Annotated in this window: 16 protein-coding genes; 6 read left to right on the top strand and 10 right to left on the bottom strand. The window is 63.8% G+C overall.

Going from position 1 to position 16,761, the window contains the following annotated elements; translation table 11 throughout:
- Nucleotides 1–6 precede the first annotated feature (6 nt).
- Both MSTE_RS06885 and MSTE_RS06880 read right to left on the bottom strand, forming a co-directional pair.
- On the bottom strand, nucleotides 7–1,566 hold the full coding sequence (locus MSTE_RS06885) for a cytochrome P450 (protein WP_096499991.1): 1,560 nt from the start codon (nucleotides 1,564–1,566) through the stop codon (nucleotides 7–9).
- A gap of 2 nt (nucleotides 1,567–1,568) precedes the next feature.
- The gene (locus tag MSTE_RS06880) at nucleotides 1,569–1,967 is read right to left on the bottom strand and encodes a hypothetical protein (RefSeq protein WP_096499989.1); all 399 of its coding nucleotides are present in this window, start codon (nucleotides 1,965–1,967) and stop codon (nucleotides 1,569–1,571) included.
- A 155-nt stretch (nucleotides 1,968–2,122) separates the two neighbouring features.
- On the opposite strand from MSTE_RS06880, the gene MSTE_RS06875 reads away from it, so the two are divergent.
- Complete coding sequence (locus MSTE_RS06875) at nucleotides 2,123–2,806, top strand: TetR family transcriptional regulator (RefSeq protein WP_096499987.1); 684 nt, start codon at nucleotides 2,123–2,125, stop codon at nucleotides 2,804–2,806.
- Here MSTE_RS06875 and MSTE_RS06870 read toward each other — a convergent pair.
- Complete coding sequence (locus MSTE_RS06870) at nucleotides 2,742–3,119, bottom strand: VanZ family protein (protein WP_096499985.1); 378 nt, start codon at nucleotides 3,117–3,119, stop codon at nucleotides 2,742–2,744. The genes MSTE_RS06875 and MSTE_RS06870 overlap by 65 nt on opposite strands.
- An 11-nt stretch (nucleotides 3,120–3,130) precedes the next feature.
- On the opposite strand from MSTE_RS06870, the gene MSTE_RS06865 reads away from it, so the two are divergent.
- On the top strand, nucleotides 3,131–4,414 hold the full coding sequence (locus MSTE_RS06865; protein WP_193442058.1) for an acyl-CoA dehydrogenase family protein: 1,284 nt from the start codon (nucleotides 3,131–3,133) through the stop codon (nucleotides 4,412–4,414).
- 38 nt (nucleotides 4,415–4,452) lie between these two features.
- Here the strand turns inward: MSTE_RS06865 and MSTE_RS06860 are convergent, their stop codons facing one another.
- Together MSTE_RS06860 and MSTE_RS06855 are read right to left on the bottom strand one after the other, a co-directional pair.
- Nucleotides 4,453–7,077 (bottom strand): AAA family ATPase, encoded by a 2,625-nt coding sequence (locus MSTE_RS06860; protein WP_096499983.1) that lies wholly within the window; start codon nucleotides 7,075–7,077, stop codon nucleotides 4,453–4,455.
- A complete protein-coding gene (locus tag MSTE_RS06855; RefSeq protein WP_096499981.1) occupies nucleotides 7,074–8,258 on the bottom strand; it encodes a metallophosphoesterase family protein in 1,185 nt (394 codons plus the stop codon). The genes MSTE_RS06860 and MSTE_RS06855 overlap by 4 nt, the downstream gene beginning before the upstream one ends.
- A 131-nt stretch (nucleotides 8,259–8,389) precedes the next feature.
- On the opposite strand from MSTE_RS06855, the gene MSTE_RS06850 reads away from it, so the two are divergent.
- Entirely contained in the window at nucleotides 8,390–8,902 is a 513-nt protein-coding gene (locus MSTE_RS06850; protein WP_096499979.1) for a SixA phosphatase family protein, read from the top strand.
- Nucleotides 8,903–8,912: 10 nt separating this feature from the next.
- Here MSTE_RS06850 and MSTE_RS06845 read toward each other — a convergent pair whose 3' ends face one another.
- The 3 genes from MSTE_RS06845 to MSTE_RS06835 are packed head-to-tail and all read right to left on the bottom strand — an operon-like array spanning nucleotide 8,913 to nucleotide 10,548.
- Nucleotides 8,913–9,431 (bottom strand): DUF3558 family protein, encoded by a 519-nt coding sequence (locus tag MSTE_RS06845; protein ID WP_096505552.1) that lies wholly within the window; start codon nucleotides 9,429–9,431, stop codon nucleotides 8,913–8,915.
- Nucleotides 9,432–9,463: 32 nt separating this feature from the next.
- Nucleotides 9,464–10,021 carry a DUF3558 domain-containing protein gene (locus MSTE_RS06840; RefSeq protein ID WP_096499977.1) on the bottom strand — a complete coding sequence of 186 codons (558 nt, stop codon included), beginning with the start codon at nucleotides 10,019–10,021 and terminating at the stop codon, nucleotides 9,464–9,466.
- On the bottom strand, nucleotides 10,018–10,548 hold the full coding sequence (locus MSTE_RS06835; protein WP_231897075.1) for a DUF3558 domain-containing protein: 531 nt from the start codon (nucleotides 10,546–10,548) through the stop codon (nucleotides 10,018–10,020). Before MSTE_RS06835 ends, MSTE_RS06840 begins: the two co-directional genes overlap by 4 nt.
- A 153-nt stretch (nucleotides 10,549–10,701) precedes the next feature.
- Between MSTE_RS06835 and MSTE_RS06830 the strand changes: the two genes are divergently transcribed.
- Nucleotides 10,702–12,426: an ABC transporter ATP-binding protein gene (locus MSTE_RS06830; protein ID WP_193442080.1), complete on the top strand. Its 1,725-nt coding sequence runs from the start codon at nucleotides 10,702–10,704 to the stop codon at nucleotides 12,424–12,426.
- Entirely contained in the window at nucleotides 12,423–14,318 is a 1,896-nt protein-coding gene (locus MSTE_RS06825; protein WP_096499971.1) for an ABC transporter ATP-binding protein, read from the top strand. The genes MSTE_RS06830 and MSTE_RS06825 overlap by 4 nt, the downstream gene beginning before the upstream one ends.
- Here MSTE_RS06825 and MSTE_RS06820 read toward each other — a convergent pair.
- Entirely contained in the window at nucleotides 14,315–14,839 is a 525-nt protein-coding gene (locus MSTE_RS06820) for a hypothetical protein (protein WP_078359069.1), read from the bottom strand. The two genes, MSTE_RS06825 and MSTE_RS06820, sit on opposite strands and share 4 nt — an antisense overlap.
- Nucleotides 14,840–14,913: 74 nt before the next feature.
- Nucleotides 14,914–15,120 carry a hypothetical protein gene (locus MSTE_RS06815; protein WP_078359071.1) on the bottom strand — a complete coding sequence of 69 codons (207 nt, stop codon included), beginning with the start codon at nucleotides 15,118–15,120 and terminating at the stop codon, nucleotides 14,914–14,916.
- Between the two features lie 198 nt (nucleotides 15,121–15,318).
- On the opposite strand from MSTE_RS06815, the gene MSTE_RS06810 reads away from it, so the two are divergent.
- Entirely contained in the window at nucleotides 15,319–16,740 is a 1,422-nt protein-coding gene (locus tag MSTE_RS06810) for a recombinase family protein (protein ID WP_096499969.1), read from the top strand.
- Nucleotides 16,741–16,761 lie beyond the last annotated feature (21 nt).

Below are 16,761 nucleotides of genomic sequence, written 5' to 3'. Positions count from 1 at the left end.
CACACCTCAGGGATGTCGTTTACGCAGCTGCATGAGGATCTCACCCTCGGGTCCTCCCGTGAAGGTCACTTCGCGGCGCGGCTTCTGACCCGGCACCATTTCCAGCTCATACTTCTGGGCCAGCGACGCGATACCGATGATGGCCTCCAGGTTCGCGAAGCCCGAGGCGATACACATGCGCTTGCCCGCTCCAAACGGCATGTGCGCCTTGCGCTGTTCGGGCTGCAGGTTCTCCTTGAGGAACCGTGCGGGATCGAAGGTCCTGGCGTTCTCCCACACTCGCTCGTTGTGGTGGATGCTGTCGATCAACACGGTGACGGTGGTACCGGCCGGAATCGGGTAATCACCCAGCACGTCGTCGGCCTTCGCAGCACGCGCCAACCCCAGGATCGGCGGATACACACGCATCGCCTCATTCAGCACCGCGGCGGTCCATGGCAGATTGTCAACATCCGCGGCGGTGGGTAACCGTCCACCGAGCACCCGGTCAACCTCTTCGCCGAGCTTCGCGCGCGCATCGGGATTGCGGGACAACAGATACCAGGTCCACGCGAGCGCGGCGGCGGTGGTCTCAAAGCCTGCGCCGAGGAAGGTCATCAGTTCATCGCGGATCTCCAGATCCGTATACCTGGCGCCCGTTTCGGGATCTTCGGCGGCCATCAACAGCGCCAACAGGTTGTCCTGTCTGGTGATCCGGCCGGAGTGATGATCGGCGATGAGCTGATCGATAGTGCGCTCAACCCAGCGCAGACCCCTCATGGTCCGCGGCGCGGCCACCGACGCTCCGATACGCAGCGCGCGTATGGCCAACCGAGGGGTGTGTGAAGCCAACTCGTCGGGACCGTGGGTGGCGAGCTTGTCCACGAACCAGCGCAGCGGCGGAGCCGCCCCCACGATGTAGCCCACGCCGAAGAGCTTCAGCAGGCGTGCGAAGTTGATCCGCATCCTCTCGGCCATGTCGCCGGATAGATCGATGCCGAACATCGTTTGCGCGACGATATCCATGGTCAGGTAGTTCATCTCGGCGGTGACATCAACGGCCTTCCCCTGGGCATACAGCTCATCCCACCGGGCGAGGGTGCGCGCGCTGGCTTCCGCCATCTGCGGGGCGAACAGGTCGACCTGGCGCTTGGCGAAGATCGGCTGCACCAGCCGACGATTTCGGTTCCAGAGTCCCTCGTTGAGATCGGTCACCAGCCCGCGGCCGAAACCGACTGCCAGGAGGTCATATTCGGCGCTCTTGATGTAATTGTCCTGATTGGCCACCAGCACATGACGGGCCAGTTCCGGATTACGGACGATCACCGTCTTACGCATGGGCGCCCGCGCAACGATGACGTCATCTTGTCCGGGCAGGTCGGCGAGATACTCGGAGATCGTGTGCCGGTAGGTGGACCAGACCGCCCCGAGCGCGAGACGCCACGACTTCAGATAGCCGACCTTGGTGTTGTGCCACCGTAGGAACGTCGGCCCGCCCGGATAGAGGTCGTGGTTGACCGGACATTCACGGGCCGCCGTGGCGACCGGCGAGGAAAGGGGTTCTGGCTGCAACGCTGGAGCCGACACGGTTAGACCCTTTCCTGCTCGGAGACGCCGTCGCGCGCCTCGTCAACCTCTGATTCGGAAGTCACCTCTTCCACCACGGCGTCGTTCTCGTCATCGGCCCCCGCATCGGCAGTGTCATCGCCGTGGCCCTCGTCATCGAGGTCGACGAGTTCGCCTTCCTCGGCGTCGTCTGCCGCGTTGTCCGGGTCTGTATCCGCCGAGGCGCCCCAGCGCTCATGGTCAGCACGGGCTCTCTTGTTGGCCTCCGCGATTTCGAACCCGTCGGCCACAACGCCGCTCAGCTCCTGGCCAACTTCTCCCACCGTCCGCGTGATGATGCGGATGATCCGGCCGACACGAGAACCAACCGACTCCACGACTTCCTGGACGACGTTGACGTTGCGCTCTACAGGTCCCACCATGCTGCACTGCCCCTTCGAATTCGGTGGCCAAATAGTGAACAATCGTGCACTGAGATCAGTGTGCGTAACGCAGATGAACCTGTCAATACCAGGCCTCAACACGGTTTCGAACAAAAGAAGCCAATCGATAAGAGCACGACCGTACACTGACAGGTATGCGACATAGTCGTGCTGAGAAGAAGTTGCATACCCGCCGCGCATTGCTCGACGGGACCTTGGATCTACTCAAGGTGCGTGGCTTCGCCGCCGTCAGCCTGCGCGAGGTGGCCAGGTCCGCAGGTTTGGTTCCCACGGCGTTCTATCGGCATTTCGAATCGATGGAGGACCTGGGCACAGTCCTGGCCGAAGAGAGCGTTCGTGCGCTTCGTGACACCTTCCGTCAGGCCCGACGCGAGGTGGGCAGTGACAACCCTGCCAAGATTCTCGGCCTCATGGTCGATCGGGTGAGCGAGCACGCGAACAACTTCCGGTTTCTGGTACGTGAACGTCATGGCGGTTCGCCGCAGGTTCGGCGTGCCATCAACAACGAGATGCGCATGCTCACCAACGATGTCGTGGTCGAGCTCGCGCGTAATCCCGCAACGAACCACCACACCACCGAGGATCTCGAGATCGCTGCCGAACTCATCGCCGGCTCGATTCTCAACACCATCGGCATGCTGGTGGATACCGATCACCCCACCGACGCCGACGCGCAAGCGGCCCTCAATCGGGCGTTGCGCCAGTTAGACCTGGTCACCAGCGGGCTGGCTCACACCGGCAGTGTCACCACCGTCATTCCGAAGCCGACTGCTGCCGGTGCGCAGGACGAATCTTCTGCCACAACCAGAGTCCCATGAGCATGCCGACCGCATCGGCAAGCACATCGAGCAGACTTCCGTCCCGGCGCGGAACCCACAGAGCCTGAACAACCTCTGAACACGCAGCGAAGGTCAGAACCCAGGCCAGTGTGAACTTCTCGTCGATCCGTGCGAATCGCGAGGACACCGCCAACATCCCGAAAATCAGAAAATGCACCACCTTGTCCGCCCCGGGTGGTCCGGACGGGACCGTGCTGCCGGGTGTGAACAACAGCAGGCACGCGATCGCCAGAGCACACACCAGGGTGAGCCGGCGAAAGCACGGAAACCACGAATGAACTATGCGAATCATCGTGACCCATATTGCCGCTTCAGTTCTGGGTGATTCAAAGCGATGCCGCCAATGGGCATGCTGCGTACAACGAAGACATGACCTCCGCTCCGTCAGTCCTCGAAATCCGCGCGCTGCCCGGCACCGAGACCTACCGGAATCTGCTCGCCCAGGTCGCCGACGGGGCACGAGAACGTGACCTTGACGACGAGAATCCCTTCGACCAGGTTCGACTGCTCAAGGAGGCGGGGATCGGTCGGCTGCGCATCCCCGTCGAACTCGGCGGCGCAGGACTTTCTGTGCGGCAACTCTTTTCCACCATCATCGATATCGCGCAGGCCGACCCCATCGTCGCGCACATCTTTCGCACGCACTTCTGGTTCGTCGAGGAACGACTGCGCACGCTTTCCGATCCCACATCGGCAGCCTGGCTGACGAAGGTGAACGAAGGCAACCTGTTCGCCAACGCATTCAGCGAGAAGGGGACATTGGCCGTCGGAAGCCTGGTGTTCAACACCCGTCTACTCCCGGCTGGTGATGGATATCGGTTGAATGGCGAGAAGTTCTACAGCACCGGGACCTTGTTCGCGGACTACCTGACGGTCACCGCGACCACCGACCACGACTCGATCGCATCGGTCATCGTTCCCGGCGATCGCGACGGGGTGCGGCTGGTGGACGACTGGGATGGCTTCGGCCAGCGACGCACAGGCACGGGTACCACGATCTTTACCCAGGTCGATGTCGCCAGCAACGAAATCCTCTCCGACACACCGTATGACGCGGCCCCGGTGCCCACCACGCAGTATGCGTCGTTGCAGCTCTACATCCTGGCGATTGTCGCCGGAGTGCTGCGATCGGTCGTGGATGACGGCGTGGCGCTGCTGCGCTCCCGGCAGCGCAACTTCAGTCACGCTCTCACCGAACGTCCGGTCGATGATCCGTTGTTGCAACGCACCCTGGGCGAACTCAGCGCAACCGCATTCGCCGCTGAGGCTGCGGTTCTTGCCGCGGCCGATGCCATTGATGCCGCCGGCGCATCCTTGCGCGACGGGGTCCCCGATGCGCAGCGTGCCGAGGAAGCCCAACTGGCGGTCGCCAAAGCCAAGGTGCACATCGATGCAGTCGCACTCGATGCCGCCACCAAACTGCTAGACCTGGGTGGTGCCAGCGCATCCAGCCGGAGCCGCAATCTGGACCGGCACTGGCGGAACGTCCGGACCATCAGCCTGCACAATCCGGTGCACTACAAGGCCCGGGTGATCGGCCAGAACCTGCTGCACGGCACGCCGCTTCCTGCGAACGCGTATTTCTAAGAGGTACCGGTTTGACGGTATCGGGGCGACCGAGTCGCTCAGGCCGACAGGCTGATTCGCTGCGCCCCGGTGACAGAGTGGTAGCGGTCGGGGCTGCAGGTCAACACGATCACCTGCGCCTCGCTGCCCACGGCGCCGAACACCTCACCCATGCGCTCCAGTCTGTCGCTGTCGGTGAATCCCAGCGCGTCGTCGATGATGACGGGCACCGCATCCTGCGGCGCCACCAATGCGGCGCTTGCCAGTCTCGCGACGATGCCCAGTTGTTCCTTTGCACCACCCGATAGCGACTCGTAGGGAACCGTACGGCCTTCCAGCGTCCGGCTGCGGATACTCAGATCGCTGTCGACGTCCACTTCGAAGGTGGGACCGAACACCATGCGCCCCAACCGCTCCAGCTCCGCACGGAATGGGTCGACATAACGCAATCTCATGCCGTCCCGGTGCCGCAACATCACCGATCTCAGGGTGTCGACGGCCCGGGCCTTCGCCCCGATTCGGGCGAATTCCGTTGCCGCATATTCACGCTCGGAGGCCGCGGCATCCAGCTGGTCCTTACGGCCCTGCCTGCCGAACACTTCCAGACGCACCGAGATATCGCGTAGCCGATGGCGCAACGAGTCGTGCTGCTGATCCAGCCCCTGCGCGCGTGCGGAGACCTCGGCGAGTCCGGCGCGTACCCGATCAGCCTCGAGTGCGGCCAACTGACTCATCAGATCGGTGATGCGGCGCGCGGTCAGGTCTGCCGCTTGGACCGCCTGATCATGACGTTCGGCTAGCAGATCGTCAGAGGCCGATGCCCGAACCTGGGCCAGGCGCTGCTCCACGGCGGCCAGCTCTTCGGCACGAGCGCCTTGCTTCTCCCGCAATACCATTGCCTCGGTGGACTTCTCGGCGAGTTGCCGGGTAGCGACCTGGACGGAGTGGCGGTGGGTGACCTCTTCGGCCTGCAGGCGCTCCACGTCGGCCACCAACCGGGCGACCTCTGCGCGAGCCTGCGCCGGATCGATCGCATCCCACAGACCCTTGGCCTCCGGCGCCAGCTCACGCAAGCGGCTCAGCTTCTCGCGCAGTGCATCAAGACTGTCCGAGCCCATCAGCCCATCGAGCAGTGCCGTCAACCGGTCGCGTTCAGCATTCAGCTCGGTGCGCCGTTCATACTGCCTCTGTGCCTCACCGACATCGGCCACACCAGCAGCCGCCAAGGCCCCGGTGAGCGCCTCACGAGCCGCATCGAGGTTCGCACGCAGCTGAGCCGCATTGGCCCCCGGAATGATTCGGGTGACTGCCACGCCGGGAGCGGTGATCTCAACGGTATCTGTGGCCGCACTCGCCCACTGCTCCCCGGCCGTAACCCGCAGCTGGCGGCCATCGACGGTGATGTCGACATCGGCGAGCGCACGAACCTCCACCTGCGCCGAGGCAGTGTCCAGAGCCACCTCCGCCATGCCCACGGTCTGTGCGGCAGCCTCGATCGCACCGAGAGTCTGTGCGGTGATGGCCAGTGCCGAAAGTTCCGCGCCGGCCGTCGTCAACTGCCGGGTCGTGAGATCGATACGCGACACCCGGGCCGCCAGTCCATCCACCTCATCCCGGGCCAGTGCGCGGTCCAAAGTATCGCGCGCCGACTGCAATTGAGCACGGGTAGCCTCGACCGCCTGGGCCATCCGGGCTGCGGCGGCCTCGGCTGCCTCGGCCACCTGTTGTGCCGCAGCGTGCGCCTCCTTCGCGGCCGACACCTGCTCGGCGAGCCCATCGATCCCGGCACGGCGCGCCTGAATGTCGGCGACAAGTTGGGCCCGCTCGTCGCGTTTGGTCTGTGCCGCCACCGCCGCCGCCTGCGCCGCCTCCGCGACTACGGCTGCGTTATCGCGTTGTTGCATCAGGGTTGAAACGGCCTGCGAGGCCTGCTCCAACGGAGTCAGCCGGCGAGTCACCTCGGCACGGTCGGCGATGATGGAGGCCAGCTCACGGGTCAGCTCGTCGTGCTCACGAACCTGTTGCTCGACCTCGGCCACGGCCGCGTTGGCGACAGCAAGCGCATCCTCGGCCGCGGTCAGCCGGACGCCGGCCTTGGCCCATTCACCGGTGGGACGCCCCGTCGCGGTGAAGTACAGCGCGTACTCGGCGTCGATCCGCTCCACCAGATCGGGCTCGCTACCCGACAGCGCAACCGATTGTCCGGCAGCAAGATCCAGTGCACGGGTCAGCGCATCGCTCGATGACAGGTCGAGCACACCCGCACCCGCCGACTGCAGAACCCGCTGCGCCTTCCACAAGTTCATGTCGATGGACTGATCCAGCATGTCCAGCACCCGCTGATGCGCCTCGTCGCCGGAGAGCTGTTCGCGTCGCGGCTCGATGACCGTCAAATGCGTCTCGGCGCGCTTGTGAAAACGCTTCCGATACACGAATCGATACGGGCCACAACTGATCTCGGCCTCAATCTCGGAGCCTACGTCGGCGAATGTGGGCTTGACCTGCTTGACGTCCTTCTTGGTGGAGCGATCCTTGGATTCGATCAGCAGGTCCAGCGCCTCGATCATGGACGTCTTGCCGATCTCGTTCGCTCCGCTGACCACCACAACACCGCGATCGGGAAAAGTGATGTCGCGATGAGCGATTCCGCGATAGTTCGTGACCGAGAGGCGGTGCAGCTTCACGCCGCCGACCCTCGTGCCACCGCGACGCCCTTGGCCGATCCGCCTCGCCCGGCACTGGACGTGAGGCGCAGTAACAGCGACAGCGCGCCCTGGGCGTCCGCCGACGATGTCCCGCCCGCGGCCGCCATCTCCTTCAGCTCGGCGATCGCGGACTCAGCGAAACCACCGACACCGAGATCACTGAACTCTCCGTCGGCAGGCACCACCGCAATATCGGTGTGCCGCTCCCACGCCCGCACACTGGCGAAAAGCCGCGTGTACTTGTCCAGGCACTCTTCCAGCATGGCGTTATCGGTCACACTGAGCGTGCCGGTGAGTGCCAGACGCACCACCGTGCGCTCCTTGTCGGGCAACAGTTCGAGATTGAGTCCGAGATCGGCGATATCGCGCGCGTTGTCCACCGACCGCCGCAACGTCACGAACCGCCATCTGCCCACGTGATGGGCATCGACCTGCACCGCACCCGATTCGTCCAGGTCGACCACGAGAGCATGTCCCGGATCGGATTCGACATCGTCGTAGTTGGTGACCTCGGGCGCCCCCGAGTACCAGACCCGCCCGGTGGAACCCACCTGGGTCCGGGAGTGCTTGTCCCCCAACGCCACGTAATGAACCGCGCCACGGGCAATGGCGTCCTCGACGGCCTTCAGCGCGATGAGCGCCGGCTTCGTCGGGTCGGGATCCAGCACGTCCACACCGCCGTGGGCCACAACGATGCGGCGGGTGCCGTCAACGGGCAGAGCCTCGAGCTGTTCGGCCACCAGATCATGTGTGGGCGCCTTCGAACGCCACGGCACCGCAACCAGCTCGACATCGGCGGCCACCCGATGCACGCCCGCGGTATCGAGGACGTGGACGTTCGCGGGCTTCTCGGCCAAGAACAGCTCACTGGTGTACACCGAGGCGGCATCCAGGGGATCGTGGTTGCCGGGAAGCAGGTAGATGTCCACCCCGACGCCACGCATCACCTCCAGCGCCTGACTGATGACGCGTGGGGCCAGCTGGTTGGACTCGAAGACATCTCCGCACACCACCATGAAGTCGCAACCCTGAGCCACAGCAACCTCGCCAAGGGAGGCGATGGCCTCTCTACGCGCGGCCGAGTACTGGGGCTGAGCTTCACCGGCAAGGAAATGCCGGGTCATGCCGAGCTGCCAGTCAGCGGTGTGCAGGAACTTCACACGGGAAGTCTATGGCCGTCCACCGACAACCTCCGGGTGCCGCGCCTGATCCCCGAGGCCCGGGTTAGTGACTTATCCACAGGTCGGGCATTTGCCCGTCGTTGGTCACCTGCCCCGGCTACCGTACGACCATGTCGGATGACGCCAAGCGCACCCTGATCTTGATGCGGCATGCGAAGTCGGCGTACCCGCCCGGCGTTGACGACCACCAGCGCCCGCTGAATCTACGTGGCACGCGACAGGCCACCCAGGCCGGAACGTGGCTGCAAGACAACTTCAATCGGATCGACGCGGTGCTGTGTTCGACCGCCACCCGGACCCGCGCGACGCTGACTCAAACCGGCGTACACAGCCAGCTCGTCAGATTCAGCGACAAGCTCTATGACTCGACGGTGGGAATCACCCTCGGCGAGATCAACGCGGTACCGGATTCCGCGAGCACGGTGCTCGTCGTCGGGCATGAACCCACCACATCGCAGCTGGCACTCATGCTCGCCGACACCGGGACCAGCAATGCTGAGGCCGCGAACCGGATCTCCACCAAGTTTCCGACATCCGCGATCGCGGTGCTCACCACTCGGTCGCCATGGTCACGGCTCGAATTAGGCGGCGGATCGCTCACCAAGTTCCACGTGCCGCGCTAGTCGGTGGGCCTCAGACCTTCTCAGCCACCTGCGTGGACAGCTTCATCGCGCAGTGACATGCATCCGAGGACGTGCCGTGACCCGCGCCGAGCAGGGTGACCGCCAATTCGAAGAACTGATCATCTCCGTACTCCAGCGCGGTGACGCACATCCCGTACGTCGAGCTGATGAAACCGCTCTTGCCTCCCGCGGAGAAGTCCCTGACCTCGTCACGCGTCCGCTCCTCCCCCTCACGCTCGCGGCCGATCGGGCTGCCGCGGTACCACGAGAGGGTGACGTTCGGGAGCGCGCTCCATGAGCCGTTCGGAGACCAGGTGCATCCGGCGGGGGTCTTTGCAATCAGCTTGAGGTCAGCCCGGCGTACGACGGCCACGACATCGGGTGTGGTGAGGCTGCCGCACTCGGAGTAGCCCGGGCCCACCCGGACGTCATGCGAGGTAGCCACCTCGTGCCCGTTGAGTTCATGGTGGTGGCCGGAACATCCGGAACTCAACAGCATTCCCATGGCCAGCACAGCACACAGCACTATCCCGCCCACACGGGACGAGCGAACACGACCTGTCAGATGTTCACTGACAGCGTCATCTCCATCAATTTGATTGCCTGAGTGCATGAGTCTCCGCCTTGGCCCTGCGGGTTGACCCACCATCCAACAACACCTGCCGCATCGCTGGCAACTCCGCAGGCGCCCGGCTGGTCCGGCGGCTTCATCACGATCGACGGGATTCCCTGAATCGCCCGTTCTTGGACGTTGTATTTCAGACTGTTCGCTGTGGCCTTTTCGGCTTCGAGGCTGCCCGTCTCGAACCAGAAGCGGGTGATGTCGACGAGGCCACCGCTCTTACTCATCGCCTGCCACCGGCACAATGCGCCCACGAATGTGCTCTGAATGTCCCTCGGATCTGCGTCGACGGCCTTGGCGAGCACGTCCGTGGTGAGGACGTCGCATTCCTTGAGCAGGTTGGGGTATTTCTGCTCGGCAGGCGTGCCGTCACCCAGATCGCCGCGTCCGGGCATGACCGCCTCCCCGTCGACGGTGCCGCCACAGCCTGCGGACGTGAATGCGACGAGCGCGATGCACGCCGCCGCGAACAGGGACTTCGTCTTCCGATGCGTCATTTCTTGGCCGCCTTGATCGACGTCTCGGTCAGCTGCTTGGCCACGTCGCAGGAGTCGGGAGCGCCGGATCCGGGCTCGAAGTTGATAGACCATTCGATGAAGTCGTTTCCGAAGTCCATGCCGATCTCGCACAGTGTGGTCACGGTGCCCGGGTAGCCGTTGGTGGCGATGAAACCCTTGTATCCGGCGATCTCGACGTCCTCGACGCTCGGGCGCGTCCGCTCTTCCGTCGCCCGTTCACGACCGATGGGGCTGCCTCGGTACCAGTTGAAGGAGAAGTGCGGTCCCACGATGCTTCCCCCGCGCAGCCAGACACAACCGACCGAATTCTTGGCGGTGCCCACCAAACCCACGACCTTGGTCAGCTGCATCATCGCCTGATCGCTGACACCGCCGCATTCCGAGAACATCGGGCCTTCGACGCCCTTGGACTTGGTCTGCGCCGGCGCTGTCGCATTCGGCTCATTGCCGTTGGGTTGATCAGACTTATCACCACCCGAACAGCCGGCCACCACAAGTGCCACCATCACCACGGCGACAGCACACTTGCTCCACACGTTGCGCGAATCCAAGCCCAACCTCACATGTGCACTGTAGCGGCACAAACCCGCGCCAACCACTGAGCTGCGGGTTTGTTGCGGGAGTCGTGTGCGACAGTGGTGCCCATGCCTCAGGGACAGTTGCGGGCCCTCCTGCAACGTTATGTCCGTCCCTACCGCCGTCTGGTCGCGGTGGTCGTCGTGCTGCAGGTCATCAGCACCCTGGCCGCGCTATATCTGCCGACAGTCAACGCGGCGATCATCGACGACGGAGTCGCGCAGGGTGATATGGGCATGATCATGCGACTCGGCATGGTGATGCTGGCCGTGACGCTGGTACAGATCGCCTGCTCGATCGGCGCGGTCTACTTCGGTTCCCGCACCGGCATGGGGTTCGGCCGCGACATGCGGTCGGCGCTGTTCCATCACATCACCGGGTTCTCCGCCGAGGAGTCGTCTCGATTCGGCGCGTCGACCTTGTTGACGCGCACCACCAACGACGTCCAACAGCTGCAGGTATTGGTCCAGATCACCTGCACCATGCTGGTGACGGCGCCGATCATGTGCATAGGCGGGATCGCGATGGCGATCCATCAGGATGCGGGGTTGTCCTGGCTGCTCATCGTGAGCATGCCGGCGCTCGGCCTGGTCAATTGGTACATCGTGCGGTCGATGTTGCCGATCTTCCGCCGCATGCAACGGCTCATCGATGGCATCAACCGGGTGATGCGGGAACAGTTGTCCGGCATTCGCGTCATTCGCGCATTCACTCGAGAAACTCTGGAACGCAAGCGGTTTGGCGCGGCTGTGGCGGAGGTGTCCGAGACGGCACTGGCCGCCGGTCGATGGCAGGCCCTGATGCTGCCCACCACCTCATTGGTCATCAATACCTCCAGCGTGGCGCTGATCTGGTTCGGCGGCCTGCGCATCGACCAGGGGCAGATGCAGGTGGGCTCGCTGGTGGCCTTCTTGTCCTACTTCTTACAGATCCTCATGTCGATGATGATGCTCACCATGCTGGCCGTCATGGTGCCGCGCGCCTCGGCGTGTGCCGAACGGATCACCGAGGTGTTCGAGACGGTGGGATCCATTACCGCACCACCCGATCCGGCGCAGGTGGACGCACTGGATCCGACTGTCGAGTTCACCGATGCCGGGTTCCGCTATCCCGGTGCCGAGCGTGCTGTGCTGGAAGGGGTTTCGTTCACGGCACGACCCGGGACGGTCACCGCCGTGGTCGGCTCGACGGGATGCGGTAAGAGCACGCTGCTGTCGTTGATTCCCCGCTTGCACGACGTGACCGCAGGTTCGGTACGTGTGGGCGGTATCGACGTTCGCCGATATGACCCTGAGAACCTTTGGACGGTAATGGGTTTGGTCCCACAGCGGGGGTACTTGTTCTCCGGAACGGTGGAAAGCAACCTGCGCTACGGCAAGTCGGATGCCACCGAGGACGAGATGTGGGAGGCGTTGCGGGTCGCGCAGGCAGCGGACTTTGTCCAGGCGCATGCCGCGGGGCTGCAGATGCCGGTGTCGCAGGGCGGCATCAACTTTTCGGGCGGGCAGCGTCAGCGCATCGCGATCGCGCGGGCGGTGATTCGACGCCCAGGTGTCTACCTGTTCGATGACGCGTTCTCGGCGCTGGATGTGCATACCGATGCGCGGTTACGGGAGGCGCTGCATGCGGTGGCCGCGCAGGCCACGGTGATTGTGGTGGCACAAAGGATCTCAACGGTGGTCGATGCCGACCAGATCGTGGTGCTGGAGGATGGCCGAGTGGCCGCCGTGGGCACCCATGCCGAGCTGGTGGACTGCTGCGGGATGTACCAGGAGATCTGCGATTCGCAGGCGGTGTTGCCGGTATGACTGGAGCCATTGGGTTTAGGGGTGTGCAGCAAGCTCCGACAGAGCGTTCCCGGGACTTCCGTGGCACCGCAGTACGGATGGTCAGGCGTCTTGCTCCGCAACGTCTTCTGACCGCCATGGTGATCACCCTGTCCATGACCGGTATCGCGATCGGGGTGATCGGGCCCCGGATCCTGGGGCACGCCACCGATCTTTTGTTCAACGGGGTCATTGGACGGGAGTTGCCCGCGGGGCTCAGTAAGGAACAGGCCATCGAGGCTGCCCGGGCCCGCGGGGATGGCCAGTTCGCACAGATGCTTTCCGGCATGAACGTCACCCCCGGGGTAGGTGTCGACTTTCATGCGGTGGGCGCGACGTTGGCCGTGGCTTTGGGCCTGTATCTGGTGGCCGGGATGCTGGCATGGGTGCAGGCACGGCTTCTCAACGTCACCGTGCAGCGCACGGTAGTGGCGCTGCGTGCCGACGTGGAAGACAAACTGCATCGGCTTCCCTTGTCGTACTTCGACTCCCGTCAGCGGGGGGAAATCCTCAGCCGCGTGACCAACGATGTCGACAACATCCAGACGTCGCTGCAGATGAGCATCAACCAACTGCTGAGCTCAATGCTGACCCTGGTGGCCGTATTTGCCATGATGCTCAGCATTTCGCCACTGCTGGCAGTGATCACGCTCGCGACGGTGCCTATGTCACTCTGGGTGACGCGCGCGATAGCGCGTCGCTCGCAACGGCTGTTCGTGGCGCAGTGGTCCAACACCGGGAAACTCAATGCGCATATCGAGGAGACCTACAGCGGTTTCACCATCGTCAAGACGTATGGACACCGCGCCGAGGCAGAGACGATCTTCGCCGATCGCAACGCCAAGGTCTACAGCAGCGCCTTTGGTGCACAGTTCTTCTCGGGGTTGGTATCGCCCGCTACGGCATTCATCGGAAATCTGAGCTATGTGGCGGTGGCGGTGGTGGGCGGCATGAAAGTGGCCTCCGGCGACCTGACGCTCGGCGGCATCCAGGCCTTCACGCAGTACGTGCGGCAGTTCAATCAGCCGCTGACACAGGTTGCCGCGATGTATAACACCCTGCAGTCCGGACTCGCCAGCGCCGAAAGGGTTTTCGAACTGCTGGACGAGGCCGAGGAGTCGCCCGACCCGGTGTCTCCGGCGACGGCCCCTGGCGGGTCTCCGGCTGTCGAATTCGAGGACATCAGCTTTGGCTACTCCCCCGATAGCCCGGTTATCGATGGGCTGTCGCTGCGCGTCGAACCCGGACACACGGTGGCGATCGTCGGGCCGACCGGGGCCGGAAAGACCACCCTGGTGAACCTGTTGATGCGCTTCTACGACGTCGACTCCGGCCGGATACTGCTTGACGGCATTGATATCTCCACGATGAGCCGACATGACCTGCGGTCTCGGATGGGGATGGTGCTACAGGACACCTGGCTTTTCGGCGGCACCATCGCGGAAAACATTGCCTATGGCCGACCCGAGGCGTCCGAAGACGAGGTTCGCGAGGCTGCACGTGCGGCATACGTGGATCGCTTTGTGCGCACACTTCCCGACGGCTACGACACCAGGATCGCCGACGACGGTGAGAACATCAGCGCCGGAGAGAAGCAGTTGATCACCATCGCCCGCGCGTTTCTGGCACGCCCGCAGCTGTTGATTCTCGACGAGGCGACGAGCTCGGTGGATACCCGCACTGAACTACGGATCCAACGGGCCATGGCCGAGCTGCGCCGAGACCGCACGAGTTTCATTATCGCCCATAGGCTTTCCACCATTCGCGATGCGGATCGCATTGTCGTGATGGATGGCGGCTGTGTCGTCGAGAGCGGCACCCACGCGGACCTGCTGGCACGCCGCGGCGCCTACTTCGCTATGACGCAGGCCTAGAGCTGCGGACCTTGCGTCCGCAGATCCCGAACCTCCGTCATGGCGCCCCGCAGCTTGTCCAGCCAGTCCTCGGCGTGTTCACCGACCAGCCGCACCGCCCACGCCAGCGCATCGGCGCGAGAGCGGGCGACTCCGGCCTCGACCAGGGTGTCGAGCACCTGGCGCTCGGGCTGTCGCAACCGCGTCATCACCGGAACCGCGATGTGCGTAAACAGAATTCGCTCAGACTCTTCGGCGGTGCCCACATCGACACCCCAGGAGACCTTGCGCCCATACCGGGCCTGCGCCTCGTCGGCGATGCGCATTCGATGAGAGCGCGTTTCTTCGCGGAAGCGAGAGGCCCGGCCTTCGGCGCGCGCCTCGCTCTCTTTGTCACCCTCATCTGCGGGCAATCGACCGATGACGGTGATCTCTTCGCGGTCAACGACAACTTCGGGATCGCCACCGAACCAGCCGTCGGGCAAGCGCCCGGCGAACCAATCCGCGGCGTCAGAGGCGTCGGACTGTTGATCTCGTTTCATGATTACAAAATTACACGCTTACAAACATTGGGGTGTCCGCTTACAGCGAACAGCGTGGAACCTCGGGTGCTACGTCAGCTGCGGCGCATGACGATCGCGGCGCCGCCTGCGAGCACGACGACCACGGCCAGGACCAATGCCCATCCAAGACCGGCGATCCACCACACGGCGCCAAGAGCGGCCAGTACCGGGGCAGCCAAGAACAGCGCCATTCCCGGGTGCTGACGGATCACCGCCAGCGCGGCATTTGCCCGCTGCTTGTCAATTTCCTTACCAGCCATATCACCAGCATGCCAGGTCAGCGGGGTGTGCGCACTGAGTCGACGCCTTGGATCAGGCAGTCCAGTTGAAACTGTGGTGGGGGTATCCATTCGGTGGTGCCGTCGGTGTGTTTTCGGGTGCTCCAGCCGTGTTCGAGGAGGCGGTGGTGTGGTGCGCAGGCGAAGGTGAGGTTGCTTATTTTTCGTTAAACTGACCTTATGGCGAAGAAGGTTTCGGAGGTCCGTTCGGCGGCAGTCTATGCCCGGATTTCTGTTGATGTGGAGGGTAAATCCCTTGGGGTGCAACGGCAGTTGGAGGATTGCCGCAAGCTCGCCGCCGAACGCGGCTGGGCAGTAGGCCACGAATACGTCGATAACGACATCTCAGCGTATTCGGGCAAGCTGCGTGCGGGTTATGAGGCGATGTGCTCGGATCTGGCTGCCGGTGTTCGGGATGCGGTGATCGTCTACAACCTGGACCGGCTGCATCGCCGTCCGGTCGAGTTGGAGGACTTCGTGGCCCTGTGCGAGGCCGCAGGCGTGAACCAGGTCGCCACGGTCACCGCCGACATCGATCTGGGCAACGATGACGGGCTGTTTATGGCCCGTATTTTCGCCGCGTTCGCCGCCAAAGAATCAGGCCGCAAATCCGCGCGCATGAAACGAAAATATGAGCAGAAAGCCGCCCAAGGCTTACCGCACGGCCCCAACCGCCCCTTCGGATACGACGACGACAAAATCACCATCCGTGAGAGTGAAGCAGCGGTGGTGCGGGAGTTGGTGATGCGGGTGATCGCCGGGGAATCGGTGAACTCGCTGACGGTCTGGCTCAACGAGAGCGGCGTTGCTCCGGTGCGGGGTGCGCGGTGGGCCTCCACCGCAGTACGGGGCATTGTGTCGTCGCCACGGATTGCCGGGTTACGCGCCTATAAGGGTGAGGTGGTCGGCCAAGCGGCCTGGGAACCGATCATCGGCGCCGCGCAGCGCGATCAGGTGTTGGCCGCGTTGTCGGTGCGCTCGTGGAACCGTAAACGATCCCCGAGAAAGTACGTGTTGTCGGGGTTGTGCCGGTGTGGGCGCTGCCAAGCCCGCATGTTTTCCGCTGCTCGTCTGGAGGCGGGAGCCCATAAGCGTCGGTATGTGTGTTCATCGAGCCCCGATCATGGCGGGTGCGGGCGTATGACGGTGGTGGCTGAACCGCTGGAGAAGCTGATCGCCGACGCTGTGCTGACCCGCCTTGATTCCAAGGTGCTAGCTGATGCGCTCGCCGGGAAGGTCCGTGCCAATCCGGACACCGCCGCGTTGAGCGTCCAAGTTGAGGCCGCTCAAGCCCGCCTAGATGAGCTCACAGGTCTGTACTCGTCAGGGGCGATCACCGCACGGGAGTGGATCATGGCCCGCGATCCCATCACCGACACCATTACGCGGCTGCGCCGCGAGATCGCAGATGCCGCCGACACCGGTCCGCTGGCCGAACTCGCCGGTAAAGGTTCAGCGCTGCGTGCACAATGGGATGATCTGGGTTTGGACCGCTGCCACGCGATCATCCGCGCCGTCGTAGATCACGTTGTCATCAAACCCGGAAAACTGGGAGCGCGCAGCCTGGACATGGGTCGTATCGACCCGATTTGGCGGATGTAGCGGGTTGTGCCGCGCACAATG

Origin of the sequence: [Mycobacterium] stephanolepidis (assembly GCF_002356335.1) — a bacterium.
In the GTDB taxonomy this organism is placed as follows: domain Bacteria; phylum Actinomycetota; class Actinomycetes; order Mycobacteriales; family Mycobacteriaceae; genus Mycobacterium; species Mycobacterium stephanolepidis.
The sequence above is the reverse complement of the archived record's forward strand: the minus strand, read 5'-3'. Positions and strand labels throughout refer to the sequence as shown.

Excerpts from the sequence above, each read along its gene's own strand:
- MSTE_RS06875 (WP_096499987.1), top strand. The coding sequence starts at position 2,123 with ATGCGACATAGTCGTGCTGAGAAGAAGTTGCATACCCGCCGCGCATTG.
- MSTE_RS06880 (WP_096499989.1), bottom strand. The coding sequence starts at position 1,967 with ATGGTGGGACCTGTAGAGCGCAACGTCAACGTCGTCCAGGAAGTCGTG.
- MSTE_RS06835 (WP_231897075.1), bottom strand. The coding sequence starts at position 10,548 with ATGGTGGCACTTGTGGTGGCCGGCTGTTCGGGTGGTGATAAGTCTGAT.
- MSTE_RS06870 (WP_096499985.1), bottom strand. The coding sequence starts at position 3,119 with ATGATTCGCATAGTTCATTCGTGGTTTCCGTGCTTTCGCCGGCTCACC.
- MSTE_RS06815 (WP_078359071.1), bottom strand. The coding sequence starts at position 15,120 with ATGGCTGGTAAGGAAATTGACAAGCAGCGGGCAAATGCCGCGCTGGCG.
- MSTE_RS06840 (WP_096499977.1), bottom strand. The coding sequence starts at position 10,021 with ATGACGCATCGGAAGACGAAGTCCCTGTTCGCGGCGGCGTGCATCGCG.
- MSTE_RS06820 (WP_078359069.1), bottom strand. The coding sequence starts at position 14,839 with ATGAAACGAGATCAACAGTCCGACGCCTCTGACGCCGCGGATTGGTTC.
- MSTE_RS06810 (WP_096499969.1), top strand. The coding sequence starts at position 15,319 with ATGGCGAAGAAGGTTTCGGAGGTCCGTTCGGCGGCAGTCTATGCCCGG.
- MSTE_RS06825 (WP_096499971.1), top strand. The coding sequence starts at position 12,423 with ATGACTGGAGCCATTGGGTTTAGGGGTGTGCAGCAAGCTCCGACAGAG.
- MSTE_RS06850 (WP_096499979.1), top strand. The coding sequence starts at position 8,390 with ATGTCGGATGACGCCAAGCGCACCCTGATCTTGATGCGGCATGCGAAG.